Raw genomic sequence first — 23,949 nt, forward strand, 5'->3', positions numbered from 1 at the left:
TCCCACCGCCAGGCCCGACGCAAGGACATCGTCATGCCACCGCTGCGCGCTGCCAATCTGTTCGACACGATCGAAGGTGCCCGCCTGCACTCGGCCGACTGTGCCCATTGGCAGCGCTGGGGGCCATATCTCAGCGAGCGTCAATGGGGCACAGTGCGTGAGGATTACAGCCCGGACGGCACCGCCTGGGACCACTTTCCACACGACCACGCGCGCAGCCGCGCCTACCGTTGGGGCGAAGACGGCATTGCCGGTTTCGGCGACGACAAACTCAGCTGGTGTGTGTCGCTCGCGCTGTGGAACCGCAAAGACCCAATCCTGAAGGAACGTCTGTTCGGCCTCACGAACGCGCAGGGCAATCACGGCGAGGACGTCAAGGAGTTGTACTTCTACCTCGATGGCACACCTACGCATTCGTACATGCGGATGCTCTACAAGTACCCGCATGCCGCCTTTCCGTACGACGACCTGATTCAGGAAAACGCGCGACGCGGCGGTGACATGCCGGAATACGAAATCCTCGACACCGGCGTGTTCGACGATTTGCGTTACTTCGACGTGCAGGTCGAATATGCGAAGCACGGGCCCGACGACATCCTGATGCGCGTGACGATCGAGAATCGCGCGGACGAGGCGGCCTCACTCGATGTGCTGCCGCAAATCTGGGCGCGCAACTCGTGGTCGTGGAAGGAGAACAAGGACAAGCCGTCGCTCGTTGCGGGCCACGACCACAACGGCGAAGTGCACGTGGTCGGCCGTCAGCATGGCCATGAGCCGATCGTCGTGACAGCGTGGTCGAAAGACGCGCCGCAGATGACGTGGCTGTTCTGCGAGAACGACACCAACGTCAAGCGCCTATTCAACATGGATGGCACGGGGCCGTTCAAAGACGGCTTCAACGACTACCTCATCCATGGCGACGAACAGGCGGTACGCCGCGACGCCGGCACCAAGGCGGGTGCGCACGCGTCAATTGAGCTCGGCCCGCATGGCCGCGCCGTGGTGACCATGCGCTGGCGTCCGCAGTCGAGTCCCGATGACGCGCAACTCGATGCCGATGCGGTATTCGCTCACCGCATCGCCGAGGCCAATGAGTTCTATGGCGCGCTGCAGCACGAGATCGACGATCCCGACGCGCGCCTCGTGCAGCGCCAGGCGCTTGCCGGCATGTTGTGGTCCAAGCAGTACTACCAGTACGACGTGCAGCGCTGGCTCGAAGGCGATCCACTGCAGCCCAAGCCGCCTGGGTCCCGCAAACGCGGGCGCAATGCGGACTGGCGGCATCTGTGCAACGCGGACATCGTGTCGATGCCTGACAAGTGGGAATATCCGTGGTACGCGTCGTGGGACCTGGCGTTTCACGCGGCCGCCTTCGCGCTGATCGATCCCGCGTTTGCCAAGCGTCAATTGCTGCTGCTGGTGAAGGACCGCTATCAGCATCCAAACGGCCAGATGCCCGCTTACGAATGGGCGCTCGGCGACGCGAATCCCCCTGTGCATGCGTGGGCCGCCTGGCGCGTGTACGAAATCGACCGTGCGCTCACGGGCAAAGCGGATCGCGATTTTCTGGAACTCGTCTTCCACAAGCTGTTGCTGAACTTCACGTGGTGGGTGAACCGCAAGGATGCGGACGGCCACAACGTCTTTCAGGGCGGCTTTCTCGGGCTGGACAACGTCGGCATTTTCGACCGCTCGTCGCCGCTGCCGACCGGCGGCCATATCGATCAGGCCGACGGCACCGCGTGGATGGCCGCGTACGCGCTCGACCTGATGCGTATCGCGCTCGAGCTCGCGTATGCGAACCACGTGTTCGTCGATATCGGCGTGAAATTTTTCGAGCACTTCCTGTATATCGCCGAGGCCGTGAGTTGCGACGACGGTTGCGATACGGGGCTATGGGACAGCGAAGACGAATTCTTCTACGACAAACTGCGACTGCCCGACGGCAGCAATATTCCGATGCGCCTGCGCTCGATTGTCGGCCTGATTCCGCTTTTCGCCGTGCACGTGCTCGAAGAACGTTTGCATGGTCACTTGCCGGGTCTGCGCGAGCGGCTCGTCTGGTTCCTCGAACATCGCCCCGATCTGGCGAAGCTGGTGTCGCGCTGGAACGAGCCCGGCAAGGGCAATGCGTTGCTGCTCTCGCTATTGCGCGGGCATCGGATGAAAGCATTGCTGCGCCGCGCGCTCGACGAGAGCGAATTCCTCTCCGATCACGGCGTGCGGGCGTTGTCGCGATTCCATCGCGACCATCCGTTCGAGTTCAACCACAACGGCACCAGCGTCACCGTCAAGTACCTGCCGGCCGAATCCGACACCCGCGTGTTCGGCGGCAATTCGAATTGGCGCGGACCGGTGTGGATGCCGGTGAACTATCTGCTGATTGAATCGCTGTACGAATTTCATCGCTACTACGGCGACGATTTCCGCGTCGAATATCCGACCGGCTCGGGGCAGAAGTTCTCGCTCTGCGAAATCGGCGACGAACTGGCGCGCCGGGCAACCACCTTGTTCCTGAAGGACAAAAACGGCGAACGTCCGGTGATGGGCGCGTATCCGCTCCTGCAGGCCGACCCGCGTTCGCGCGATCTCGTTCTGTTCCATGAGTATTTCCATGGCGACAATGGGCGTGGTGTGGGCGCTTCGCATCAAACCGGTTGGACCGGGCTGGTGGCGTTGCTTCTGCAACCGAGGGCGATGGCCGCGTCGGGTAATGTGCCGCTGGCAGGCGAGCCGGACCGGGCGCCGATTCCCACGTCGACTACGGCGCCCGCCCCCGCTTGCCCGCCGGAGTCTGCGCCCGAACCTGCGTCTGCGCTGACAACGGCAGTGAGCAAGTAGCAAGTAGCAAGTAGCAAGTAGCAAGTAGCAAGTAGCAAGTGGCGAGTGGCGAGTAGCAAGTAGCGAGTAGCGAGAATCGAGTAGCGACCCAGCCGCGCGCGAGGTTACATAACCCATACAGCGCGCGCCGGGCAGCTTGAGTCGTTGTTTTTGAACTGTGCGGGTTCAAGCGTGGTCTTTCATGTACCGCCACGTCCGTTCCATTGGCTTCCCTTCCTTAAGCGAATCCCATGTCGACTACTCCGAACACCCCAACTTCCGCCCCTCGCGAACCCAGCTGCAAAGTCAGCGCGGGTCCCCATGAGGCGCCGTCGTCGCCGGCCGGCAAGCGGCCTGCGCCGCCTTGCACGCTGGTGATCTTCGGTGCGGGTGGCGACCTGACCAAACGGCTGCTGATGCCCGCGCTGTACAACCTCGCGGTGGACGGCCTGCTCGACGACGGCATGAAGATCGTCGGCGTGAATCACGGCGAGCGCGAGACGAGCGCATGGCGCGAGGACCTGCACACGTCGCTGCAACAGTTCGCCGCCGACAAAGCCAGCACCTTCCATGCCGGCAAGCTCGACGACAAGGCGTGGGAGTGGGTGGCGCAACGGCTCGAATACATGGCCGGCGAATTCGAAACCGATGACACGTTCACGAAGCTCAAGCAAAAGCTCGATCAAACGCCGGGCGGCAACGTGATTTTTTACCTGGCGGTCAGCTCGCGCTTTTTCAAGCCGATCGTCGAGCATCTCGGCAAAGCGGGCTTGCTGAAAGAAGGCGGGGGCGACGCGGGCGGCTTCCGCCGCATCGTGATCGAAAAGCCATTCGGTACCGATCTCGCCTCGGCGCGCGATCTGAACGCGCACATTCTGTCGTACGCGAACGAGTCGCAGGTGTATCGAATCGATCACTTTCTCGGTAAGGACACCGTGCAAAGCATTCTCGCGGTGCGCTTCGCGAACGCCTTGTTCGAACCGAACTGGCGGCGCGAATATATCGACAGCGTGCAAATCACCGCTGCCGAAACAATCGGCGTGGAGGGGCGCGGCAAGTTTTACGAGCAGACCGGTGCGTTCCGCGACATGCTGCCGAACCACCTGTTCCAGTTGCTCGGCATGGTCGCGATGGAGCCGCCGAATTCGTTCGACGCCGAAGCCGTGCGCGACAAGAAGGCTGAAATCTTCGACGCGATCCAGCCGCTGAGTGCCGGCGACGTCGTCTTCGGTCAATACGACAAGGGGCCGGCGGGCGTCGGCTATCGTGAGGAGCCGGACGTCGCGCCGGGCAGCACGACCGAAACCTACGCCGCCGCACGCGTGTACGTCGAGAACTGGCGTTGGGCGGGCGTGCCGTTTTATCTGCGCACCGGTAAGCGGCTTGCCGCGCGCCGTACGGAGATATCGGTGCAACTGAAGCCGGTGCCGTTCCGTCTGTTCCGCGATACGCCGGTCGACGCGCTAACGCCGAACGTGCTGACCTTGCGCATCGATCCCGCGCACGGCACGAGCTTCGACTTCAACGTGAAGACACCGGGGCCGGTGATGCGGGTCGGCGCGGTGCAGTCGTCTTTCGACTATTCAGATTTCTTCGCGGAACGGGCCAATGTCGGCTACGAGACCTTGTTGTACGACTGCATGCTTGGCGACGAGACGTTATTCCAGCGCGCCGACAGCATCGAAACGAGCTGGTGCGCGGTGGACGACGTGCTGCACCCGAAGATCGGTGGCGCGATACCGGTGCACGGTTATCCGGCTGGCAGCGAGGGGCCCGCTGAGGCAGACGCGCTGCTCGCACGCGACGGCCATGCATGGCGGCCTTTGAAGCGGGATGCAGTCGAAAAGAAGTAGCTTCGTGAGACGCACCAACACAATCGGGGGACCCCGTGGCCACACGTAAGACGACAGTAAAAAGCAGTGCCGAGCGGATTCTGGCGATCGATGTCGGCGGCACAGGCCTGAAAGCCGCGATTATCGATGCCGGCGGCCAGATGAAAACCGAGCGTTTGCGCGTGCCGACGCCGCATCCGTGCACGCCGGATCAACTGGTGGATGCGTTGGTGAAGCTGGTCGAGCCGCTCGTCGAAAAGGAGCGGCCCACGCTGATGTCGATCGGCTTCCCGGGCGTGGTGCGCAACAATCGCATTCTGACGGCGCCGCACTTTGGCGTTGAAGGCTGGCACGACATTCCGTTAGCGGAGTCGCTGGCACAACGCCTGGGCGGTCTGCCGGTGCGGATGATCAACGATGCCGAGATGCAGGGCTTTGCCGCGATCGAAGGTCATGGGCTCGAGTTCGTGCTGACGCTTGGCACGGGCGCGGGCACGGCGCTGTTTCGCGATGGCGAGTTGATGCCTCACCTCGAGCTTGCTCATCATCCGGTTAGTAAGAAGGGCGCGGCGTACGACGAGTACATCGGCGACGCGGCGCGCGAAAAGGCGGGAAATAAGCGCTGGAATCGCCGGGTCCAGAAGGTGATCGGGATTCTCGATTCGCTGGTGAACTTCGACAAGCTGTGGATTGGCGGCGGCAACGCGGCGCGGCTGACGTTCAAGTTGCCCGCAAATGTCGCGACCGTATCGAACGATGCGGGGATCGAAGGCGGCGCGCGGCTGTGGCATCCGAAGTCGCTGCGCGAAACGCGGCAGTTGCCGGAGGCCAATGAGCGGACGGGCCGGTTCACGTGATGCGCGCGTCGGTGGGCGAGCCGTGTTGCGCGCCGTCAAAGGCACCCCACTATCTGGCCGCATCGCCCCATCGATATTCGTGGGTAACTTCATCGAGCTGTGCCTTGACTTGTGCATCGAGCACCAGTTCCGAAGCAGCCAGCGTATCGCTCAACTGCTCAGCGCGACTGGCGCCGATGATCGCCGAGCTAATCAGCGGATTAGCCAACACCCACGCAAGAGAAATCCGAGTCAAAGACTCGCCGGTTGGTGCCGCAATCGCCTTCAACTTTTCGATCGTGTCGAATTCGCGCTTGTGCCAGTACCGCTCCTGGTACATCGCCCCCGCTTGCCCGACGGTTTCGGTAAATCGCCCGGACGTGGGCGCGGCATCCACCCGATGCTTGCCCGTCAGCAACCCACCCGCCAGCGGGTTATAAGGCATCACGGCTAATTGCTCTTCAGCCGCCAAAGGCAGCAGCTCCCTCTCGATCTGCCGGAACAACAGGTTATAGCGGGGCTGCACCGATACAAACCGCGCCGTGCGCAGCACATCAGCGCGGCCCAGAGCCCGCGCCAGCCGATAGGCCAGGAAATTCGACACGCCGATATACCGTGCCTTGCCCGATCATACGATCACGTCCAGCGCCTCGAGCGTCTCATCGAGCGGCGTATTCGCATCGTCGGAGTGGAGCTGGTACAGGTCCACATAGTCCGTGCCGAGCCGCCGCAACGATGCGTCGATCGCATCCAGCAGATGCTTGCGCGACGCGCCTTGATCCCACGCCGACGGCCCCATCTTGCCAACCGCTTTCGTCGCCAGAATGAAGCGGTCGCGTTTGCCCTTCAGCCACCGTCCGACGATTTCCTCCGTGCGCCCGGCAATGCTCTCGCCGCCGCCGAGCGGATAAACGTTGGCGGTATCGATGAAGTTCACGCCGGCATCTGCCGCCGTGTCGAGAATGCGATGCGAGACATCTTCTTCCGTCTGCAGGCCAAAGGTCATTGTGCCGAGGCAGAGGCGCGAAACGGTCAGGCCAGTGCGGCCGAATTTGCGATATTGCATGGTCAACTCCGAAGCAGGACGGAACGGTTGCGGTATGCAGTGTTGCAAAAAGGATAAACGGTGCGGCGATTTCGTGTTCGATCCCCCGTGCATGCAGGCTTGGATGATTGTCAGTATTTAGAAAGTTTTTTGGTGTTGCTCAGTTGCGCAAATCGCCTTGCGGTTGGCTGTCTGATATTACAAATATGTAATGTGCTGCGAGAGATGACGCATTAAAAATTACGAATTCCATACTTCAGTAAAAAATGGAAACAATTTGATTACAGCGAGTAAACTTCAGCGCCATTGATGCGCCACCGCGTATGTGGAATGATATCGATTCTCATTTAACCATCAGCCAGCCATCCCGTCGTCTTTGCTCCAAGCAGGAGACCGGCAGCCAGCCAATTGCGGTTTTGTCATTGATTCCATGTCGAACATGCGGATCTGGCAAACGCACTTCTGACGGGATTTCCCATGTTCAATCACACGCCGCTGGCGACAGCGTTAGCGCTAGCTTTTGCCGTGCCATTCGCCACGCCCGCGGTCGCGCAGACCGCGCCGCAAACCGCATCGCAGCCGTCGGCTCAAAACGCGCCGGCGAATACGGCGGCCGATAACGCGACCTTGCCGGCTATCGGCGTCGCGGCACAAGCCGAACAACAGGACTTCCAGGCAGACCGCGCCAGCGTCGGCGCCAAGACGCCCACTGCGTTGCGCGATATCCCGCAGACCGTCACCGTCATCAACAAAGCCGTCCTCGCGTCACAAGGCGCCACGTCGTTCCAGGATGCGCTGCGCAATGCGCCGGGCGTGACGATCGGCGCGGCCGAAGGCGGTCAGATTGGCAACAACATCAATTTGCGCGGCTTTAGCGCACAGAATGACATCTATCTGGATGGGTTCCGCGATCGCAACCAGTACTATCGCGACACCTTCGACCTCGAGGAACTCGAAGTACTGTACGGCCCGTCGTCGATGTTGTTCGGCCGCGGTTCGACCGGCGGCGTGATCGACCAGGTCAGCAAGAAAGCGAACCTGAAAGACTCAGCGGAAGTCTCGGCAATGGTCGGCACCGACGACCGCTATCGCACCACCGTCGACGTGAACCATAAGCTGACGGATACCGCGGCCATCCGCCTGAACGCATTCGGCCAAAGTCTCGGTTCGACGCGCGACGTGATGAAGAACAAGGACTACGGCATCGCGCCGGAAGTACGCTTCGGCATCGGCACGCCGACCGAAGTGACGATCTCCGCGCTGATCCAGCACAACTACGACATGCCGGATTACGGCGTGCAGGCGTTGAACGGACATCCTTCGCCGGTGCCGAAAAACACGTTCTATGGCCTTACCACCGACCGCACGATTCAGGACGTGCAGACGTTCACCGCCGCGATCAGGCACAAGTTCTCCGACAGTCTCACCCTGAGCAACCAGACGCAGTTCTCGCATTCACTGACCGACGCGCGCGAAACCGCGCCACAAGCCGTGTTGACGGGCCCGCTCGCCAGCAGCACCGCGCTGACTAACGGCAACTACACGACGTTGTCGCCGTCGCAGTTGTTCATCAAGTTGCAGAGCCATGATCGTGTGATCGAAAACCACTCGCTGTACAACGACACGATGCTCGAATACAAGTTCGACACCGGACCGCTCAAACATGATCTGATCGCCGGCTTCGAACTCGGCCACGACAGTTACACGAACCAGGCGTACACGCGCAACAATTTGCCGGTCGTTTCGATGGTGGATCCGGCTTATCTGTCGTCGCCCGCGGGCGTGACCACGACTGTCGGCAACCACGCCGATTCCGGGTCGAATGAAATCGCGGCCTACCTCAACGACACGATATCGCTCGGCCAACACTGGAAGGTGATCGGCGGTTTGCGTTGGGACCGCTTTCAGGCGCAGATCCACAACTCGATCACGGCGCCGCTTTACGCAAGTCAAACCAACTTCTTCACCAGTGTGCGCGCCGGTGTGATTTACCAGCCGACCGACTGGCAGTCGTACTACGTGTCGTATGGCACGTCGTTCGATCCGTCGCTCGAAGCCTTGACGGTGACCAACCTGACGCAGAACCTTGCGCCGGAGTCGACCAGGTCGTATGAAGTGGGCGGCAAGTGGGATCTGCTGGGCGGCAATATTTCGGTAACCTCCGCGTTCTTCCGCGAGGAGATGACTAACGCCCGCACGCAAGTTTCGCCGACTGAATATGAACTCGACGGCGACGTTCGCGTCGATGGTTTCCAGGCCGGCGTTACCGGGCACATCACCGACAAGTGGCAGGTGTTCGGCGGCTACACGTATATGGACGCCGTCATCCTGAAGGCGCTCGACGGCACGCAAGGGCACGTGCCGGCCAACACGCCACGCAATACGCTGACGCTCTGGACCACGTACGCGATCACGCCGCACTGGGAAATCGGCGGCGGCCCGACCTATATGTCGCCGCGCTACGCATCGAATACGAACTACGTGCAGGTCCCGGGCTACACCCGCTGGGACGCGACCGCCGCGTATCACGCGAAGAAATACGACGTGCGTCTGAATCTGCTCAACCTCACCAACAAACAGTACTATGACGCGCTGATTCCATCGGACGGTGGCCGTTCCGTTCCGGGTATCGGACGCACGCTGCTGGCGACGTTCGACTACCGGTTCTGAAGCGTGCCTCATTGATCCGGCGGGCTTGCCGCTCTCGCAAACGGCAGGCCGACTAAACGAGGCCAAGGAAACTCAAGATGCTGCTGCACATTCCGAATGTACTGAACGCCGAGCAATTGCGCTTTGTGCGCGAGCGGCTCGACAGCGCCGGCGATGCATGGGTCGACGGCCGCGCGACGGCCGGTTATCAGGGCGCGCCGGTCAAACGCAACCAGCAGATCGCCGAGCATTCACCGCTTGCGCGTGAGCTCGGCGATGTGATTCTCGCGTCGATCGAGCGCAACCCGCTTTTCATCAGCGCGGTGTTGCCGAATCAGGTGTACCCGCCACTCTTCAATCGTTACGAGGGCGGCATGCAGTTCGGCAGTCATGTGGACGGTGCGGTGCGGGTGCTGCCCAACGGCGTCAAGCTGCGCACGGATGTGTCGGTGACGCTGTTCATCTCCGAACCCGGCGAATACGACGGCGGCGAACTCGTTGTCGAAGACACCTACGGCGTGCAGCAGGTCAAGCTGCCGGCGGGCGACATGATCGTATATCCGGCCACCAGCCTGCATCAGGTCACGCCGGTCACGCGCGGTGCGCGCCTCGCCAGCTTCTTCTGGGTGCAAAGCCTCGTGCGCAGCGACACGCAGCGCGCGTTGCTATTCGATATGGACACGGCGATCCAACGTCTGAACGCCACGCATGCCGACGATGCTGCGCGCCGTAGCCTGGTGGGCTGCTATCACAACCTGTTGCGTACCTGGAGCGAAACGTGAGCGTCCCCGAGGCGATTGAGTTCCAACCGGCCGAGGCCATCAAGGCCATCGAGGCCGTGCCGAGCGAACCGAAGCGGCTTGATCGAGGCGAACTGAAAGCTCGCCAGCATGAAAGTGGGCGCTCGCGCTAGAATCCTCGCAGACCGCCAAAACTGTTGGCGCCTGCCCGGACTCACGCGCAGAACTACCGGCTTCTCGGCGCGCCCAGTCGGCCTGTTCTGACGAGCATCCCCACTTCCAATCGGACCATTATGCAAACCTCACGCCGCCATTTTCTGATGCTGAGTGTGGGCGTGAGCTCATCGCTCATGCTGTCCCGCGTCGCGTTCGCCGACACCGCGAACACACTGAGCGAAGCCGATCCGAAGGCGCAGGCCGTCGGCTATAAAGAGGATGCGTCAAAAGTCGACAGGGCGAAATTCCCGAGCTATGCCGCCGGACAAACCTGCGCCAACTGCTCGCTATTCCAGGGGAAAGCCACAGACGCCTACGGTGGCTGCACGCTGTTCGGCGACAAGCAGGTCGCCGCGCGCGGCTGGTGCAGTTCGTATTCGAATATGTGACCGCGCAGCGGCCCGCGCGCGGGTATGGATGCTATAAGAACGTCTTGGCCTTAGTTCAAGGCGCTCAGTACCAGGTCATGCGAATGACCGATCCATATTGCCGCGTCGCGGTGGTCGCGCAAGGCGTCGCCGGTATTCGGGTGTAGAAAAATATCGAGCGCGCCATGATTCAGCGTGAGCCAGCCGACGAGTTCGGCAAACTGCTCCTGCGCGAACGCGAGCTGATACGACCACATCGGGTGTGGCCCGACCGGGCGTTCGTGAAAGCGGCCCATTTGCAGTTTGCCGTTCCAGTGCGCTTCAATCTGCTCGCGAAAGGTCCACGCGGTGTCGCGGCTGCCTGAATCGAAGTAAACGTGGGCGTGCCAGCTCTCGATGGCTGAGGTGTCGCGAAAGGTCATAGCAGGGTCCGTTGCGGTTCCGTTCTTGTCAGACATTCATTTTGCTTGAGTTTCCGCTGACGCGTGCGGCCCACGCCCCGGTGCCGTTTGTCAGCGCTCCGTCTTGCTACGAATGCACCGTCAAGCTTGACGCGTCAGGCGTAAGCGGCGTTTGGCGGCGTTTGCGATTCGCTAGCCGCGGAGCGCGTTACCAGAGCGCGTTGCGCGCAGATTACGTCTGACGAAAACGCCGCGCTGCGCCGATTCAGCAAACTGGCCTGCCAATTCCCCTCGTTTCGCGCAATTGCGTTCCCGGGCGCTCACATAAACTGTTTTCCATGGAGCGACAAGTCACCGAGCCCATGGACGCGGTCTTCCCCCGCGTTGTTTTGAACCGTACCGTTGATGGCAGTTTGCCGCGGTTGTCTAACGTGGCAGGGCAGTAAAGCAGTTGGAAGTCGAAGCAATGCAAATAGTGCGCAATCGAAACAACAATGCGCGCGGATCATCAGGGGGTTGCAGCGAGGTGATGTTGAAGGCGCTGGACCGAGCTGCAATGCAGTTGCAGCAGTAGTAGCAGTAGCAGTTCAAGTAACAATAGCTTTGTTAGTTTGTGGTGGCTACAGGTCGGCAAGCATCCACGCGCCTGTACGACTCATCCATCCTGTCCGGCCCTGTTCCCTCGCGGGAATAGGGTTTTTTTTCGTCGATGGGGCCAATGCGACTTGTATTTAGCCGGTCCGAACCTATATGCCAACGTTGCATTTCGGCCTCGCCGCAGCGGAAAGTTTGCTCGCGCGCGGCGAGATATCACGCGCAATCCAGACTTGGGTTGTTTAAGTCTGTCTTAATAGTTGCTTGCCATGATGGCTACACAGACTCAAATTAGGGGTCTGTCAAGCCGCCGGCGCATCGGCGGCGTTTGCCACTGAAGAACACAGCATTCGGTGGCAAAGCCGAGAGTTAGCGAAGGAGTTGAATCGATATGTCCAGTAAATCGCGAGTCCGTAAGCACACCCAGCCGGCCATGTCCCCGCTGCTGCGCGCGCTGACCTATAGCCGCACTGCCCACGAGCCAGTCACCGTGGCGATGCTCCTGCAGTGCTACACCGCCCTCGATGCATTCCGGCGCGGCCGAGGCTCGCGGGATTTGCACCTGACGTTGAGCCGGCATTTGCTGGTGTCGCAAGAGTTGGCGCGCCTTGGGCTTGGAGAGGATGTTCTTGCCGATATTCAGAGCGCACATGCGGCGATGGTGCAGCTCGACGCGCGTGAGCATCATGACGGCGCCTGGATTCTCGCGGATGGCGAGTACGCCCGGCTTTGCGCGGCGCTGGCGATTCTGGACGGACAACTGTCCGCCGCATCGTTGAGCGAGATCGCGAACGCGGAAGCGAAGATGGTCGAGGGGCTGATGAGATCGGCTCGTGCGCAGGCTATTGTCGAAGCGACGGTCTAAGCCGCGTCGCCGCTCTGCGGTTGGGTCAATACGCAACGTGCTGCAAGACTTCGGCGTTATTTCCGCAGCGCCGCGATCATCTTGATTTCGACTAACAACTCGGGGCGCGCAAGCGATGCCACACCGAGAATCGTCCATGCAGGGAAGTCGGAGCGGATGTACCGCTCCTTTACGGCCCGGAAATCGCCGAGTTGTGACGCTACGTCCACGTGATATGAAACCAGTTCAACGAGGTCGGTGAAGTCGAGACCGAGGTGCCGAAGAATGACTTCTGCACGCTTGAACGCCAAATCGATTTGCTCTTCAGCCGACGCGGGAATGGTCCCGTCCGCTCGCAGCCCGACCTGCCCTGCAATGAAGACGAGACCGTTCGCCGACACAGCAGGCGAATACTGGAAAAGGTCGAAAATCTTGTTGCCGCCGAACGTTTGATCGTTTTCGGGTATTCGCAGGCGCTCAATCTTGCTCATTTTTAACCTCGGCTCCAAGCAGGTGAATACGCCGCGAGTCAGACACGGTCAATAGCGGTGATAGTAGCCGCCTGCAGGCACAACGATGCAGCCACCCAACGCGCTGCCAAGACATACGGCCATCAGTATTAGCGCAAAAATTCTTTTCATAACGTGCCCCACGTGGAAGTTGTGAACGCACTATATTGAGACGGCAGATTACCGGTGTTTTTGTGTGTAACGAGACGTGTAATTTGAAACACCTACCCCTCCCGCGCTATTCTCCGATAGCCTGCCCACGCGAAATATTCGGTTTCACAACTCACAACTCCACGGTCAACATCGTGGTCGTCCGAGACGTTGAGGAGATGAACGGCCAGAAGCCGTCCCCTCAACTGGATTGGAGAAGAACATGCACAACGTTGCCTATAAACTCGCCGCTATTGCAGCACTGGCCTTGTCATTCGCGGGCACCGCGTCGGCGCAAACGAGCTGGAATGCGACGCACCCACGCCGTGCCGAGGTCAACCATCGCCTCGCGAATCAGGACCGTCGCATTCATCAGGAAGTGAGGGAGGGCGAAATGTCCCACGCCGAGGCGGCGAGACTGCATCGCGATGACCATCAGATTCGCCAGGAGGAGCGTGACATGGCAAGCCAGAACGGCAGCCATATCACCAGGCGCGAGGATTACGCGTTGAACCAGCAGGAGAACCGCGCAAGCCGGCAAATCGGACAATAACGCCTATCGCCAACGCCAACGCCAACGCCAGCGCCAGCGCCAGCGCCAGCGCCAGCGCCAGCGCCAGCGCCAGCGCCAGCGCCAGCGCCAGCGCCAGCGCCAGCGCCAACGCCAACGGTAGCTAGGATACGGCGCTGCCGTTGGCGGGCGACGCGCTCTCTTCAATGTCGGTTGCCCTCAGACTTCTGGTGGCAATCGCCATCGCAACAAATGCCTGCATGCTGCCTCGCCGAAGTCGCCGGATGTGGGCGGATACTATTCAGTAACGCTCAATCTGCTCTCGGGGCGCGTGGCGAACGTCGGTACCCTTAACAATGTAGACGACGAGCTCAGCGATGTTAGTGGCGTGGTCGCCGATACGCTCGATCGCCTTCGCTATAGACAGATAGTCAAACCCCGTCTGGATTGTCCGAGGGTCTTGCGTCATGGACGTGATGAGCCTGCGCACGAACGCCTTGAACTCGTTATCGATGGCTTCGTCGTCCCGGACAATCTGTGCCGCCGCAACGCTATCCATCCGCGCAAATGCATCCAACGCGTGACGAAGAATATCTGCGGCCATTTTGCCGGAGGCTTTGATTTCAGTGATGTTGACGGTCCACGGGTTGGCCTCCATGGCAATGCGGCGTGTTCGCTTCGCGATCTTCCGTGCCTCGTCGCCGGCACGCTCGAGGTTGGTGATGCACTTCGAGGCGGCCATCAGGAGTCGCAGGTCGCGAGCGGTGGGTTGCCGGCGAACGATGATGTTGCTAACTTCTTCGTCGATTTCTATTTCCATCGCGTTGAGCCGGTGTTCGCCCTCGAGGACCTGCTCAACAAGTGTCAAATCGAACGTGTTCAATGCCTCTGTTGCGCATGCAATCTGCGCCTCCACCAAGCCGCCCATTTCGAGCAACCGCGTTAAAAGCAGATCGAGATCGAGGTCAAACCCGCTGGAAAGATGCTTATCCGACATCTTCGCTCCTCAGGCAAACTTGCCTGTGACGCAATGCTCAGTTACACAATTCGCTCGCGTCCATCTTACGACTGGCAAACGATATAAACAGTATATACGGTTGTTGGGCGTTTTCAGAATTGCATTGGCGAAGCCGTCCAACGCGCGGAAACGAAGCAGCGGAAATCAGCGAGGAGGTGAGTCACCCTGTGGGTTGGGACGGGGCGGCGGCTGAACGGCTATCATGCCGTGCGCAATGCCTCGTGTGCGTTGTGCATGTGGTGCTTCTTCAGGTTCTGCAGATACCCAACGGCCTCTTTGACCACCTTTGGCTCACCGAGCTGGAACGAATACTCCCGAAGCAACGTTTCGCTCGTGACGAGGTCATTGAGCTTCCCGAGTTCGTCCTGCACCGACGTCAACCGCTCAATTGCGGCCTGATGACTGCCATCGAGGACCGGTGAAAAGAACTCCAGCAGATATCGCAGCTTCTTACCTGCGATGCGCACTTCATGAAGCGCAACGTACCCCGAACCTTTCTCCGATGCCGCTCGCTTCACCCGCTTCCTCAACGCGTTCTCGGCTGATTCCACCCGGTCCTCGGCAAACCCGGCAAGCGTAGGGCTGCTGGCTCGCGAATCCAGCTGCTGTCGCGCACCTGCCAGTGCGCGCTGGAGTATCTGCTCGACACCGGCGTTCCCGATGGTTCTTCGACTAAACGACAGAGCCTCAGCGCGATGCTCGTCCACAGACTCGAGAAGTGCGGCAAACGTGTGCTGCATCGACTGGTCAGCGCTAAGCAGGCCGCGCAGGATATCCCAGTCGCGAGTTTTGCCTGCGGCGTTGGCGAGAGATTTGAACTCGCCACGCTGCAGCTCCGAGTCTTTCCGGTCGAGTAGTGGCTCGTACGCCCACCAGAGCGAACGCAAACGGCGCAGCGCGACGCGAAGCTTGTGCAGTACTTCAGGGTCCGCTTTCAAATGTAATGCGTGGGCGCGCCGAGCGGCATCTGCAGAAATTGACGTCGCTAGACATACAAACCCGTCTGCCGTCGACATGGACAGGGTGATCGAATCCACTCTCTCACTGCCGTCGCCGGCAATCGAGGTGGACGCTCCTGTTTCTGGTGTTGCCGACACGAGAATCTGGGAGTTCATTTCCGGGACGCCCTCGAATACGACAGGATGAGCAGAGGCAGTAAGCGACGAATACCCGCTCGCTGGGGATTGCGCCACGCGCCGTGATTGCGGACGCTATCTGGCCACTCATTCGAATCGTACAACGACGAAATCCGGAAAGCCAATGCGCCCTCTTGACCGCACCTATGTGTCTCCGGAAAGTCCGCCATGTCTGCAAATGCTTAACGACGATGCGGGCCGTAAGTCAGCGAGGCGGACACCTGCTGGCGCGATATGAGCAGTACACACAACAAACTCCGGGTTTCGGCTTGAGCACTGCTTTGCAATGACCGCGGCCCACCTCGAAATATTCGGTTTCAGAACTCACAACCCCTTGGTCAACATGGCGGGCATCCGAGGCGTTAAGGAAATGAGCGGAGAGAAACCGTCCCGTCACCTGGACGGGAAACGTGCTGGAGCGGAACATGAAAAACACGAACGAGCGGTCCCTGCGTTCGCAGGTCGAAAAGTGGCTCGCACCGGCTCCCGCAACACCCGTTCATGTGACCAGATTTAGTCGCACTGGATGGAGCGGACGACGCTACGTGTGCGTCGAGACGTCGTCACCAGCCGGAGCGCACGCATTGTTTTTCTTCAGGCACGATGACGGCAGTTGGTGCGTCTTTCCGCCTGTTGCCGACAGGCGGAAGCCGACTGCAGCGCATCCTGTGGCACGAGCGGTCCAGACGCACGCAATGAGCAATTTGCCGGAAGGCCCCAGCGCTACGCTGTTCTAATCGTTGTACTGCGTCATATCGTAGTAGGTGATCCCATTCTGCCCGCCACCCAACTGCACGAGCCGCGAACCGCCAGACGTCAATGCCGGGAACGGGCAATTCGTGCAAGTCTGCACGCCTGAGGCATTGACCCCCGCATAGACGGTGGCTTGATACTGACCGACCGTGGTGTTGTTCGGCGCGCCGGTCGAGAAGCCGTCGATTGCAGTCGTCGAGCCGGAGCCCGTTCCAGGGTAGGCCTGGATTTGCACGGACGTCACCGGATAGGTGGGATTCGGTCCGGTTACGATGCTCGACCATGTCGCGCTCATTGCGTACTGCACGCCGGCCAGCGATCCGCCTGGCGTGAGGAACTGGGTCGCGAAGTCGGGCAGCAGCGTCGGCCACGCAACTGTGCTGCCGGCCGCCGCGTTCAACGGACTGCCCGGATTGATGATCGACGACTGGCCAAGCTGCGCGCCGTTCTTGTCGTAGAACGTGACGGTGTAGGTTGCGTAGAGCGGCACAGTGCTCGCGTCGACGGATTGCGCCGAGTAGTAGCCGCTCGAAGCCGCCGGCGTGAAGTTCGCGGTCGACGACAGCGACTGCCATGACCAGCGATACAGCTCCGTATTGCTGTTGGTCGTCGCCGGTGAAACCGGCGACGCGCTCAACGGCAGATCCGACAGACCCAGCGAGCTGATGCCGAGCGCATTGCGCTGCATCAGCCAGACCGGCGCAGCGAGGCCAGGCCCCGTGACGGAAGCCGAATATACCGTCGGATTCGAAGTGGTTGGGATCGCAATCTTGAGACCCGACTCGTAACGGTTCACGTCGTTCAGCTTCGAATCGAGGAAGGTGCGGCGCTGGATTTGCGACATGATCGAAACAGCGAATTGCGACTGATTGCCGATCAGATCCCAGCCAAGCTGGGTGCCGTTGGCGAGCGCGACGGGCGTGGGAAGCTGTTGCGCGATGGTGTAGAGCACGCCGCCTGCAGCGCCGCTCGCCAGTGTGACCGGCAACTGCACGAGCGCAAGCTGCTTGCCGTTGCGCGTGAAGAAGGCGAGTGTCTTTGGCGAACCGAACACTGCGCCACTTAGGATCGCGTCGGTCAGGCCGTGGCCTGCGGCCAGATCGGCCGAGCCGTTCTCGAGGAACGCGGAGCCGATTGCCGGCGAGCATGACGTGTTGAGCGTGCCGTTTGCCGCGCAGGCAGTCAGCAGGGACGCGAGGGGCTCCAGATAGTTCGCCGCCGCCGCCGCCGGCGGCGCTGCCAGCGTGATCGACTGGGCAGTCTGGTTGTTCAGCACGACGGTCGTGCCGGGCGCCGCATTCGACAGCAGCAACAAGCCGCCATTAGCCGCCGGCACCACCGACACCGTGTCGATCACCGCATCGGCGCCGGTGTGATTCGGCGTAAAGGCCGTGCCGATGGGATCGAAGCCCGCCGTCTGGATGCTGTTCTGCGCGAGGATTTTCGCCAGCATCGTATCGAGTGTGATGGTGGCGATCTGCACGGACGGCAGCGTCACCTTGGCCAGCGCCGTGGCGGATGCGAGGTCGATCGGGTTGCCCGAGGCCGTCAGCATGGCGGCAATCGCGGTGGTCAGCGTGGTGACGTTGGCAACAGCCGGCGCCGTACCGTTGGGCAGTTTGGCGAGCACGGAGACGAGCGGGGCGGAGACGCCCGTGGTGTCTGTGGCGACGATCAGGAACGGCGCGGTCATGCCCTTCACCGAGATCGTGTACGCGCCCTGGGTGTTGGTGGTTGCCGTGGCCTGAGCGCCGGTCGCATCGGTGAGCGTGACCGTCGCGCCCACCACGGCGGTGCCGGTGGCGACCGTGCCGCTCACCGAGGTGGCGGTGACCGTCGGCGTGCTCGCTGACGTCGAGCCGGACCCGCCGCCGCCGCAACCGCTCAGCTGGATCAAGGCAAAGGCCACGGCAGCCGCGACGCCGCTACGCACTAACGATCGATGCATGAATTTCCCCGATGCTCTGTTTATATGATTCGTTTGTTATGCCGGCAGACTATGCCGATGAGTTTGACTGTGTTTTTTGCGCGGTGCTGCCGGATTGAATGCGGATTATCTACTGCGATTAATCGATAAACGGCAAATTCATGACGGGCTTTAGCGCGTTCGGAGAATACTTCAAAGTACCGGTCTTGTGTCGTGCGGCGAAGCGGGTTTGCTGGCGTCATCCGCGCTTGCTAGACTGCCTTTCGCAACCCAACTGTAAGCGCGGTTTTGCCGTCGTACGCCTGCCTGGCGTTCACGTCCACGGCGCGATCAATCGGAGACGCCATGTCTTACATGCTGCTTATTGTCGAATCCCCGGATCAACGCATTGAACGCGGCGAGCAGGCGGGGCGGGAAGTCTATGACCAGATGGTGCGGTTTGCCGCCGGCCTCAAAGAGCGCGGCAAGCTGCTCGCAGTCGAATCGCTGACCGCCTCCAGTGACGCCGTGCGCGTGCAGGTGCGCGACGGTCGGCCAAAACTGCTCGACGGCCCATTCGCCGAAGCCAAGGAAATGATCGGCGGCTTCTTCCTGCTCGATTGTGAAACCCGTGAAGAAGCGGTGGCGATCGCGCAAGCCTGCCCGGCGGCCTCGTGGTGCACCGTCGAAGTCCGCAAAGTCGGACCTTGCTTCATCTAAGCGGGTCCGCGTCACTCGCGGCTATTTTTCTGGGGGTTTTCCCTAGGCCTGCAGCAAATATGTCGATCCGGTCGCGCATCGCTCGTCGTGTGAGTAGGGAGCCAGCAAACAGACAGCGGCTCGCCACTTACCACACGCTAGCCAAGGAGCGATTGCGATGCGATTCATGATCATAGTGAAGGCGACTGCCGTCAGCGAAGCCGGCGGCCCACCAGACGACGCCTTGATGGCCGCGATGGGCGCCTACCATGAAGAACTGGCCAAGGCCGGCGTGCTGCTCGACGCAACCGGCCTGCAACCGAGTTCGAAAGGCTGGCGCATCCACTACAGCGCTGGCAAGCGCACGGTCATCGATGGTCCGTTCGCGGAAACCAAAGAACTGATCGCCGGCTATACGCTGATTCAGGTTCGCTCCCGCGAAGAAGCTATGGAATGGGCGCGGCGGTTCCCGGCACCGTTCGGCGAACAGGCCGAAGGCGAAATCGAAGTGCGGCAACTGTATGAGCGCGAAGACTTCGAGCCGAGCCCGGAACTGGAGCGCTTCCGAAAACTTGACGCGACCAAACATTGATCGCCGCGCCGATCCGGCCACGTCGAAAGGATTCGTCATGCATAAGCAGATCTACGTCGATCTCGCCGCTACGGCTTCATGTACGGGCATGGCTTCGAAGATATCGACGGACACATCTGGGAGCTGATCTACATGGACCCGAACGCCAAGGCAGCGGGCTGATTCCGTGACAACGCCGGCCACCCATCGTGCCATCGAGGCAGTCTGGCGGATCGAATCCGCCAAGGTCATCGCCCACGTCGCGCGGATCGTGCGCGACGTGGGGCTTGCCGAAGAGCTCGCGCAGGACGCGCTGGTGGCGGCGCTCGAACATTGGCCTGATGCGGGCGTGCCCGGCAATCCGGGGGCGTGGCTGATGGCGACCGCGAAGAACCGCGCCCTCGACCGCTTGCGCCAGGAATCGCTGCATGCCCGCAAGCGCGAAGAGTTGGGCCACGATCTCGACGCATTGGAGGCGCACCTCGTGCCGGATTTCGTCGATAGCCTCGATGCCGCACGCGCCGACGATATCGGCGACGACCTGCTGCGGCTGGTGTTCACGGCGTGCCACCCGGTGTTGTCCACCGACGCACGCGTCGCGCTGACGCTGCGCCTGCTCGGCGGCCTCACCACGGACGAAATCGCACGTGCGTTCCTCGTGCCCGAGCCGACCATCGCGCAGCGCATCGTGCGGGCGAAGCGCACGCTGTCGGCGGCCAAGGTGCCGTTCGAAGTGCCGCAAGCGGATGCGCGCGCGCCACGGCTCGCCTCGGTGCTGCAGGTGATCTATCTGATTTTCAACGAAGGCTATTCGGCCACAGCCGGCGACGACTGGATGCGTCCGGCGCTGTGCGAGGAAGCGCTGCGGCTGGGGCGCGTGCTGAGCGGGCTCGTGCCGGACGAAAGCGAAGTGCATGGCCTTGTTGCGTTGATGGAAATCCAGGCGTCGCGCACACACGCGCGTATCGATGCCGAGGGCAGGCCGGTGCTGTTGCTCGACCAGGACCGCAGCCGCTGGGACCCGCTGCTGATCCGCCGCGGGCTGGCCGCGCTCGCCACCTCGCACGCGCTGGGCGGCGCGAGCGGTCCGTATGCGTTGCAGGCCGCGCTGGCCGCGTGTCATGCGCGCGCCCGCCGCGCCGAAGAGACCGACTGGGCGCAGATCGTCGCGCTGTACGATGCGCTGGCGCAGGCGGCGCCTTCGCCCGTGGTCGAGTTGAACCGGGCGGTGGCAGTCGGCATGGCGTTCGGACCGGCTGCCGGTCTGGAAATCGTCGATGCGCTCGCAGCCGATGCAGCGCTCGCGAACTATCACTGGTTGCCGAGCGTGCGCGGCGATCTGCTGGAGAAACTTGGCCGCATGGAAGAGGCGCGCGCCGAATTCGAACGCGCTGCCGCCATGACGCGCAATGCGCGCGAGCGCGAGCTGTTACTCGAGCGTGCCGCGCGCGGCATCGCGCATTGAGTGGTGCCGCGCATCGAATCTGCGCCGTTTAGCGCCGTGTCAGCCGGCGCAGGCCCACAACAGATAGAACTCGCGTGGGCCGAATTCTTGCGGTGGATCGAGCAGCGGCTCGACGTAACGCGTGATGCCTATGCGGTCGAAACCCGCGGCCATGCAGGCGGCTTCCAGAGCGGCCGCATTGTCGACGGTGAAGCCGTATTGCGCGAACGGCATCTCTACGGCTGCCTCGGGCGTGATCGCCGCAATCACCAACACGCCACCCGAGCGCAGCACGCGGTGTGTTTCCTTCAGACCGGCGGTCAAGTCAGGCCAGAAATACGTGGTGTTGATCGCGATGGCTTTGTCGAACGAACCGGACGGGAATGGCAAGGACATGACGTCGGCAGTTTCGAGCCAGACCCGGCCATCGCGGATAAAGCTTGCGTTGCGGCGGCGGCCCTCGGCGATCATGGTCGGCGATAGATCGATGCCGGTGAAGAAGAGTTCTGCGGCTTGATCCAGCACAGATGCGATATGACCGCCGTTGCCCAGACCGATCTCGAGAATCCGCTCATTCGCGCGCAGGTCGAGTAGATCAAAGGCCGCGTCGATGACAGCCAGATTGGTGCGCTCCAGCATGTCGCCGACTGCCAGGCCGATCTCGCCTGCCGGGCAGCCGAGTTGCGGAAGCAGAACGCTTTCGTCGAGGTTCGCGACCAGGTCGCCTGCAGCGTTAGGGGATGCGTTCACGGTGAGTCCTCCATGACAGGTGCGCCGAATCCGGCAACGCGGACACGCGATGCAAGATCGTGGCGCCCTGAATTTATGTCATGAAAGTCGGACTACTGAGCATTCAATCCGCGCATCTTTGATTTATGACAAAGACGCGCGCGGCGGGTTTTAGGGCTGACGTCGAGCCGCATGCCGACGCCTGCCCGCTTTGCTCAGGCTAACCCGCGGATGCGTTTCCATTGAGGTACGTCGTTCACGCAATCAAGCCGAAAAGAACGCTACGACCGCAGTGATCACACCCGCAGCCGCAATACCGAACGACAGATTGCGCAGCCAGTTCTTGCGGGTCAGCAACGTGATCGCGCACAGGGCAATCGCCACCTGTATCAAGGTCGTGGCCTGCGCCCAGCGATGATGGCCGTGCAGCAGCGCTTCACTTTTAGCGTCGTTGTCCACGACTTCCTTTTCGATCGCTTCAGCCTTCGCGCGAATCGGCTCTTTCTGCTGCTTGTACTTGTCGACGTCGGCGACGAACTTCGCGTGCGCATCGGCATTGCCGAGCGACAGCGCCGCGCCGAGTTCAGCGAGATTCTCTTTCTCGCCCTTGGCCTGGTAGTAGTTCCATTGGTTCGACGCCTCGGTCTTTTTAATCGCGGCTTCGTTCTTGTAGTACAGCGCCAGATTTTCGCTGTTGCCGCTCTGGTAGGCGCACAGTGCGCCGATCGTCGCGAGGATCGCGGTCATCACGGCCATGCGGCTCGCAAAGGGGTCCTCGTCGTGGTGGCCGGCGTGTTCAACCGCATGGTCGTGCGGACCATGCACTTCATATTCTTCAGACATCTGATTCTCCGAGCGAAGCTTTTCTTGTGATCACCGGGCGGCGCGCATGGCGGCGGCCCATGTGCGGAAGATGCTGCGTGCGCTGCGCGCCGGTCCGGCGGGCTCAATCTTAGCGTGAGGCGCGCGGTGATGGAAAAGGTATCCGCACGAAGCGGCGTCGATGAATGCCGGCGGCCAGCCACGCCCGCCGGTCGCTTCGGCAATTACATCGTGATGACGACCCGGCCGTGCGTGCCGGTGGCTACTGCCTCATAGGCCTCGCGCGCCCGCTCGAGCGGAAATGCCTGCGCGATGGCCGGCCCTTGCAGCTTGCCGCTTTCGAACCCTTCGACCAGCGCGGCCATCAACGGCGCCGATTCGGCGACGCCGAGCTTGGCGCTGTCCACGCCAAGCAATTGCGTTTCGTTGTGATAGAAGTCGATCAGGTCGAATTCCACGCGGCGCTTGCCGGTGCCGCTGATTTCAAGCACCCGGCCGCGGCGCTTGACGAGACTCAGTGCGGTCTCGAACACCACGCCACCGACCGTGTCGTACACCACATCCGCGCCGGCGCCGCCGGTTAGCGCCCTCAGGCGCCCGGCCGTGTGTTCGTCGAGCGGAACGTAGTCGTCGATCAGCCGGCCCGCGGGCGTATCGGCGGAAAGCGGATGACGGTTGACGGCGATCACGCGCGCGCCCCGAGCTTTCGCGATCTGCACCACCGCGCCGCCGACGCCGCCGCCTGCCCCGATCACGGCAATCGTCTCGCCCGCTTGCAGGTTGGCATACTCGACCGTGCCGAGCCACGCGACCACGAAGTTCACGCCGATCGCGGAGGCTTCCGCATGACTGAGCGTGGTGGGCTTGCGCGACAGAGCGGCGAGCGGAATCTTGATGAGCTCGGCATGCGTGCCGTCGCGCGTGAAGCCGATATCGCCGCCGGTGCCCCAGACCTCGGTGCCGAGCCATGCCTGCGGACCGTCCACCACGACACCGCTGAAGTCGCGGCCGGGCGTGCGCGGCAGGGTAGTGTGTTCGAAATGTCCAGAGACGTTCTTGACGTCGCTTGGATTCACCGAGGCCGCCTTGACCTGTACGACGGCGCTGTCCGCGTCGGCTTGGGGCGTCGGCAGATCGACGTATTCGAGCACCTCGGGGTTGCCAAACGTCTTGAACTGAATCGCTTTCATTGCATGTCGCTCCTGTCGGTTCTTGCGCCGCGTCGTGCAGCCGATGAGCGTAGTCTAAGGGACGGATGCAAAGGCCGTGCGACAAGGGCTTTCGAATTTCTGACAAGACGTGCCATTGCGTTCCGCACTGGAAGTCAGTCGAATATTTAATTTCCACATGATGGCG

Annotated in this window: 22 protein-coding genes and 2 pseudogenes; 14 read left to right on the plus strand and 10 right to left on the minus strand. The window is 61.5% G+C overall.

From position 1 onward, the window contains the following. Window positions 1-33: 33 nt before the first annotated feature. From P3T22_RS01205 to P3T22_RS01215, 3 genes are all read left to right on the plus strand, one after another. On the plus strand, window positions 34-2,841 hold the full coding sequence (locus P3T22_RS01205) for an MGH1-like glycoside hydrolase domain-containing protein (RefSeq protein WP_429323986.1): 2,808 nt from the start codon (window positions 34-36) through the stop codon (window positions 2,839-2,841). Between the two features lie 230 nt (window positions 2,842-3,071). Then, a complete protein-coding gene (gene zwf, locus P3T22_RS01210; protein ID WP_429323987.1) occupies window positions 3,072-4,673 on the plus strand; it encodes a glucose-6-phosphate dehydrogenase in 1,602 nt (533 codons plus the stop codon). Between the two features lie 35 nt (window positions 4,674-4,708). After that, complete coding sequence (locus P3T22_RS01215; protein ID WP_063500460.1) at window positions 4,709-5,509, plus strand: ROK family protein; 801 nt, start codon at window positions 4,709-4,711, stop codon at window positions 5,507-5,509. 49 nt (window positions 5,510-5,558) lie between these two features. On the opposite strand, the pseudogene P3T22_RS01220 reads toward P3T22_RS01215, so the two are convergent. Next, window positions 5,559-6,554 (minus strand): annotated as a pseudogene (locus tag P3T22_RS01220) (aldo/keto reductase). Between the two features lie 456 nt (window positions 6,555-7,010). On the opposite strand from P3T22_RS01220, the gene P3T22_RS01225 reads away from it, so the two are divergent. The 4 genes from P3T22_RS01225 to P3T22_RS01240 all read left to right on the plus strand — a co-directional run bounded on the left by P3T22_RS01225 (window position 7,011) and on the right by P3T22_RS01240 (window position 10,527). Then, the gene (locus P3T22_RS01225) at window positions 7,011-9,203 is read left to right on the plus strand and encodes a TonB-dependent receptor (RefSeq protein ID WP_429323988.1); all 2,193 of its coding nucleotides are present in this window, start codon (window positions 7,011-7,013) and stop codon (window positions 9,201-9,203) included. A gap of 77 nt (window positions 9,204-9,280) precedes the next feature. Beyond that, window positions 9,281-9,964, plus strand: a complete 684-nt coding sequence (locus P3T22_RS01230; RefSeq protein ID WP_063500457.1) for a Fe2+-dependent dioxygenase — start codon at window positions 9,281-9,283, stop codon at window positions 9,962-9,964. Then, window positions 9,961-10,095 carry a hypothetical protein gene (locus tag P3T22_RS01235; protein WP_429323989.1) on the plus strand — a complete coding sequence of 45 codons (135 nt, stop codon included), beginning with the start codon at window positions 9,961-9,963 and terminating at the stop codon, window positions 10,093-10,095. Before P3T22_RS01230 ends, P3T22_RS01235 begins: the two co-directional genes overlap by 4 nt. 120 nt (window positions 10,096-10,215) lie before the next feature. Beyond that, window positions 10,216-10,527 (plus strand): high-potential iron-sulfur protein, encoded by a 312-nt coding sequence (locus P3T22_RS01240; RefSeq protein ID WP_063500456.1) that lies wholly within the window; start codon window positions 10,216-10,218, stop codon window positions 10,525-10,527. Between the two features lie 50 nt (window positions 10,528-10,577). Here P3T22_RS01240 and P3T22_RS01245 read toward each other — a convergent pair whose 3' ends face one another. Next, window positions 10,578-10,928, minus strand: a complete 351-nt coding sequence (locus tag P3T22_RS01245) for a DOPA 4,5-dioxygenase family protein (protein ID WP_429323990.1) — start codon at window positions 10,926-10,928, stop codon at window positions 10,578-10,580. 964 nt (window positions 10,929-11,892) lie between these two features. On the opposite strand from P3T22_RS01245, the gene P3T22_RS01250 reads away from it, so the two are divergent. Continuing rightward, on the plus strand, window positions 11,893-12,366 hold the full coding sequence (locus tag P3T22_RS01250) for a hypothetical protein (RefSeq protein ID WP_429323991.1): 474 nt from the start codon (window positions 11,893-11,895) through the stop codon (window positions 12,364-12,366). A gap of 56 nt (window positions 12,367-12,422) precedes the next feature. Here P3T22_RS01250 and P3T22_RS01255 read toward each other — a convergent pair whose 3' ends face one another. Continuing rightward, window positions 12,423-12,836: a RidA family protein gene (locus tag P3T22_RS01255; RefSeq protein ID WP_429323992.1), complete on the minus strand. Its 414-nt coding sequence runs from the start codon at window positions 12,834-12,836 to the stop codon at window positions 12,423-12,425. Window positions 12,837-13,227: 391 nt separating this feature from the next. Here P3T22_RS01255 and P3T22_RS01260 point away from each other — a divergent pair, with 391 nt between their 5' ends. Continuing rightward, complete coding sequence (locus P3T22_RS01260) at window positions 13,228-13,557, plus strand: hypothetical protein (protein WP_063500451.1); 330 nt, start codon at window positions 13,228-13,230, stop codon at window positions 13,555-13,557. Window positions 13,558-13,816: 259 nt separating this feature from the next. Here the strand turns inward: P3T22_RS01260 and phoU are convergent, their stop codons facing one another. The 3 genes from phoU to P3T22_RS01275 form a co-directional block, all read right to left on the minus strand. Next, a complete protein-coding gene (gene phoU / locus P3T22_RS01265; protein WP_429323993.1) occupies window positions 13,817-14,512 on the minus strand; it encodes a phosphate signaling complex protein PhoU in 696 nt (231 codons plus the stop codon). A 221-nt stretch (window positions 14,513-14,733) separates the two neighbouring features. Beyond that, window positions 14,734-15,648: a CHAD domain-containing protein gene (locus P3T22_RS01270; protein ID WP_429323994.1), complete on the minus strand. Its 915-nt coding sequence runs from the start codon at window positions 15,646-15,648 to the stop codon at window positions 14,734-14,736. A gap of 226 nt (window positions 15,649-15,874) precedes the next feature. Continuing rightward, complete coding sequence (locus P3T22_RS01275; protein WP_429323995.1) at window positions 15,875-16,096, minus strand: GDCCVxC domain-containing (seleno)protein; 222 nt, start codon at window positions 16,094-16,096, stop codon at window positions 15,875-15,877. Between P3T22_RS01275 and P3T22_RS01280 the strand changes: the two genes are divergently transcribed. Then, complete coding sequence (locus P3T22_RS01280) at window positions 16,095-16,406, plus strand: hypothetical protein (RefSeq protein ID WP_429323996.1); 312 nt, start codon at window positions 16,095-16,097, stop codon at window positions 16,404-16,406. The two genes, P3T22_RS01275 and P3T22_RS01280, sit on opposite strands and share 2 nt — an antisense overlap. Here the strand turns inward: P3T22_RS01280 and P3T22_RS01285 are convergent. Continuing rightward, window positions 16,403-18,370 carry a hypothetical protein gene (locus P3T22_RS01285; protein WP_429323997.1) on the minus strand — a complete coding sequence of 656 codons (1,968 nt, stop codon included), beginning with the start codon at window positions 18,368-18,370 and terminating at the stop codon, window positions 16,403-16,405. The two genes, P3T22_RS01280 and P3T22_RS01285, sit on opposite strands and share 4 nt — an antisense overlap. A gap of 324 nt (window positions 18,371-18,694) precedes the next feature. Between P3T22_RS01285 and P3T22_RS01290 the strand changes: the two genes are divergently transcribed. The 4 genes and pseudogenes from P3T22_RS01290 to P3T22_RS01305 all read left to right on the plus strand — a co-directional run bounded on the left by P3T22_RS01290 (window position 18,695) and on the right by P3T22_RS01305 (window position 21,063). After that, window positions 18,695-19,048: a YciI family protein gene (locus tag P3T22_RS01290; protein WP_429323998.1), complete on the plus strand. Its 354-nt coding sequence runs from the start codon at window positions 18,695-18,697 to the stop codon at window positions 19,046-19,048. 157 nt (window positions 19,049-19,205) lie between these two features. Further along, a complete protein-coding gene (locus P3T22_RS01295) occupies window positions 19,206-19,619 on the plus strand; it encodes a YciI family protein (RefSeq protein ID WP_063500447.1) in 414 nt (137 codons plus the stop codon). 54 nt (window positions 19,620-19,673) lie between these two features. Then, window positions 19,674-19,781, plus strand: a pseudogene (locus P3T22_RS01300) (glyoxalase/bleomycin resistance/extradiol dioxygenase family protein); the annotation flags it as partial. Between the two features lie 4 nt (window positions 19,782-19,785). Further along, entirely contained in the window at window positions 19,786-21,063 is a 1,278-nt protein-coding gene (locus P3T22_RS01305; RefSeq protein ID WP_429323999.1) for an RNA polymerase sigma factor, read from the plus strand. Window positions 21,064-21,102: 39 nt separating this feature from the next. Here the strand turns inward: P3T22_RS01305 and P3T22_RS01310 are convergent, their stop codons facing one another. The 3 genes from P3T22_RS01310 to P3T22_RS01320 all read right to left on the minus strand — a co-directional run bounded on the left by P3T22_RS01310 (window position 21,103) and on the right by P3T22_RS01320 (window position 23,783). Further along, on the minus strand, window positions 21,103-21,792 hold the full coding sequence (locus tag P3T22_RS01310) for a class I SAM-dependent methyltransferase (protein WP_429324000.1): 690 nt from the start codon (window positions 21,790-21,792) through the stop codon (window positions 21,103-21,105). Window positions 21,793-22,035: 243 nt separating this feature from the next. Continuing rightward, entirely contained in the window at window positions 22,036-22,614 is a 579-nt protein-coding gene (locus P3T22_RS01315) for a DUF4337 domain-containing protein (protein WP_063500444.1), read from the minus strand. Window positions 22,615-22,817: 203 nt separating this feature from the next. After that, window positions 22,818-23,783, minus strand: a complete 966-nt coding sequence (locus P3T22_RS01320) for a quinone oxidoreductase family protein (RefSeq protein ID WP_429324001.1) — start codon at window positions 23,781-23,783, stop codon at window positions 22,818-22,820. Window positions 23,784-23,949: the final 166 nt, after the last annotated feature.

Origin of the sequence: Paraburkholderia sp. GAS348, from assembly GCF_050434205.1 — a bacterium.
GTDB lineage: Bacteria > Pseudomonadota > Gammaproteobacteria > Burkholderiales > Burkholderiaceae > Paraburkholderia.

Excerpts from the sequence above, each read along its gene's own strand:
- P3T22_RS01225 (WP_429323988.1), top strand. The coding sequence starts at position 7,011 with ATGTTCAATCACACGCCGCTGGCGACAGCGTTAGCGCTAGCTTTTGCC.
- P3T22_RS01250 (WP_429323991.1), top strand. The coding sequence starts at position 11,893 with ATGTCCAGTAAATCGCGAGTCCGTAAGCACACCCAGCCGGCCATGTCC.
- P3T22_RS01260 (WP_063500451.1), top strand. The coding sequence starts at position 13,228 with ATGCACAACGTTGCCTATAAACTCGCCGCTATTGCAGCACTGGCCTTG.
- P3T22_RS01275 (WP_429323995.1), bottom strand. The coding sequence starts at position 16,096 with ATGTTCCGCTCCAGCACGTTTCCCGTCCAGGTGACGGGACGGTTTCTC.
- P3T22_RS01245 (WP_429323990.1), bottom strand. The coding sequence starts at position 10,928 with ATGACCTTTCGCGACACCTCAGCCATCGAGAGCTGGCACGCCCACGTT.
- P3T22_RS01280 (WP_429323996.1), top strand. The coding sequence starts at position 16,095 with ATGAAAAACACGAACGAGCGGTCCCTGCGTTCGCAGGTCGAAAAGTGG.
- P3T22_RS01230 (WP_063500457.1), top strand. The coding sequence starts at position 9,281 with ATGCTGCTGCACATTCCGAATGTACTGAACGCCGAGCAATTGCGCTTT.
- P3T22_RS01270 (WP_429323994.1), bottom strand. The coding sequence starts at position 15,648 with ATGAACTCCCAGATTCTCGTGTCGGCAACACCAGAAACAGGAGCGTCC.
- P3T22_RS01295 (WP_063500447.1), top strand. The coding sequence starts at position 19,206 with ATGCGATTCATGATCATAGTGAAGGCGACTGCCGTCAGCGAAGCCGGC.
- phoU (WP_429323993.1), bottom strand. The coding sequence starts at position 14,512 with ATGTCGGATAAGCATCTTTCCAGCGGGTTTGACCTCGATCTCGATCTG.
- P3T22_RS01255 (WP_429323992.1), bottom strand. The coding sequence starts at position 12,836 with ATGAGCAAGATTGAGCGCCTGCGAATACCCGAAAACGATCAAACGTTC.
- zwf (WP_429323987.1), top strand. The coding sequence starts at position 3,072 with ATGTCGACTACTCCGAACACCCCAACTTCCGCCCCTCGCGAACCCAGC.
- P3T22_RS01285 (WP_429323997.1), bottom strand. The coding sequence starts at position 18,370 with ATGCATCGATCGTTAGTGCGTAGCGGCGTCGCGGCTGCCGTGGCCTTT.
- P3T22_RS01315 (WP_063500444.1), bottom strand. The coding sequence starts at position 22,614 with ATGTCTGAAGAATATGAAGTGCATGGTCCGCACGACCATGCGGTTGAA.
- P3T22_RS01320 (WP_429324001.1), bottom strand. The coding sequence starts at position 23,783 with ATGAAAGCGATTCAGTTCAAGACGTTTGGCAACCCCGAGGTGCTCGAA.
- P3T22_RS01290 (WP_429323998.1), top strand. The coding sequence starts at position 18,695 with ATGTCTTACATGCTGCTTATTGTCGAATCCCCGGATCAACGCATTGAA.
- P3T22_RS01205 (WP_429323986.1), top strand. The coding sequence starts at position 34 with ATGCCACCGCTGCGCGCTGCCAATCTGTTCGACACGATCGAAGGTGCC.
- P3T22_RS01240 (WP_063500456.1), top strand. The coding sequence starts at position 10,216 with ATGCAAACCTCACGCCGCCATTTTCTGATGCTGAGTGTGGGCGTGAGC.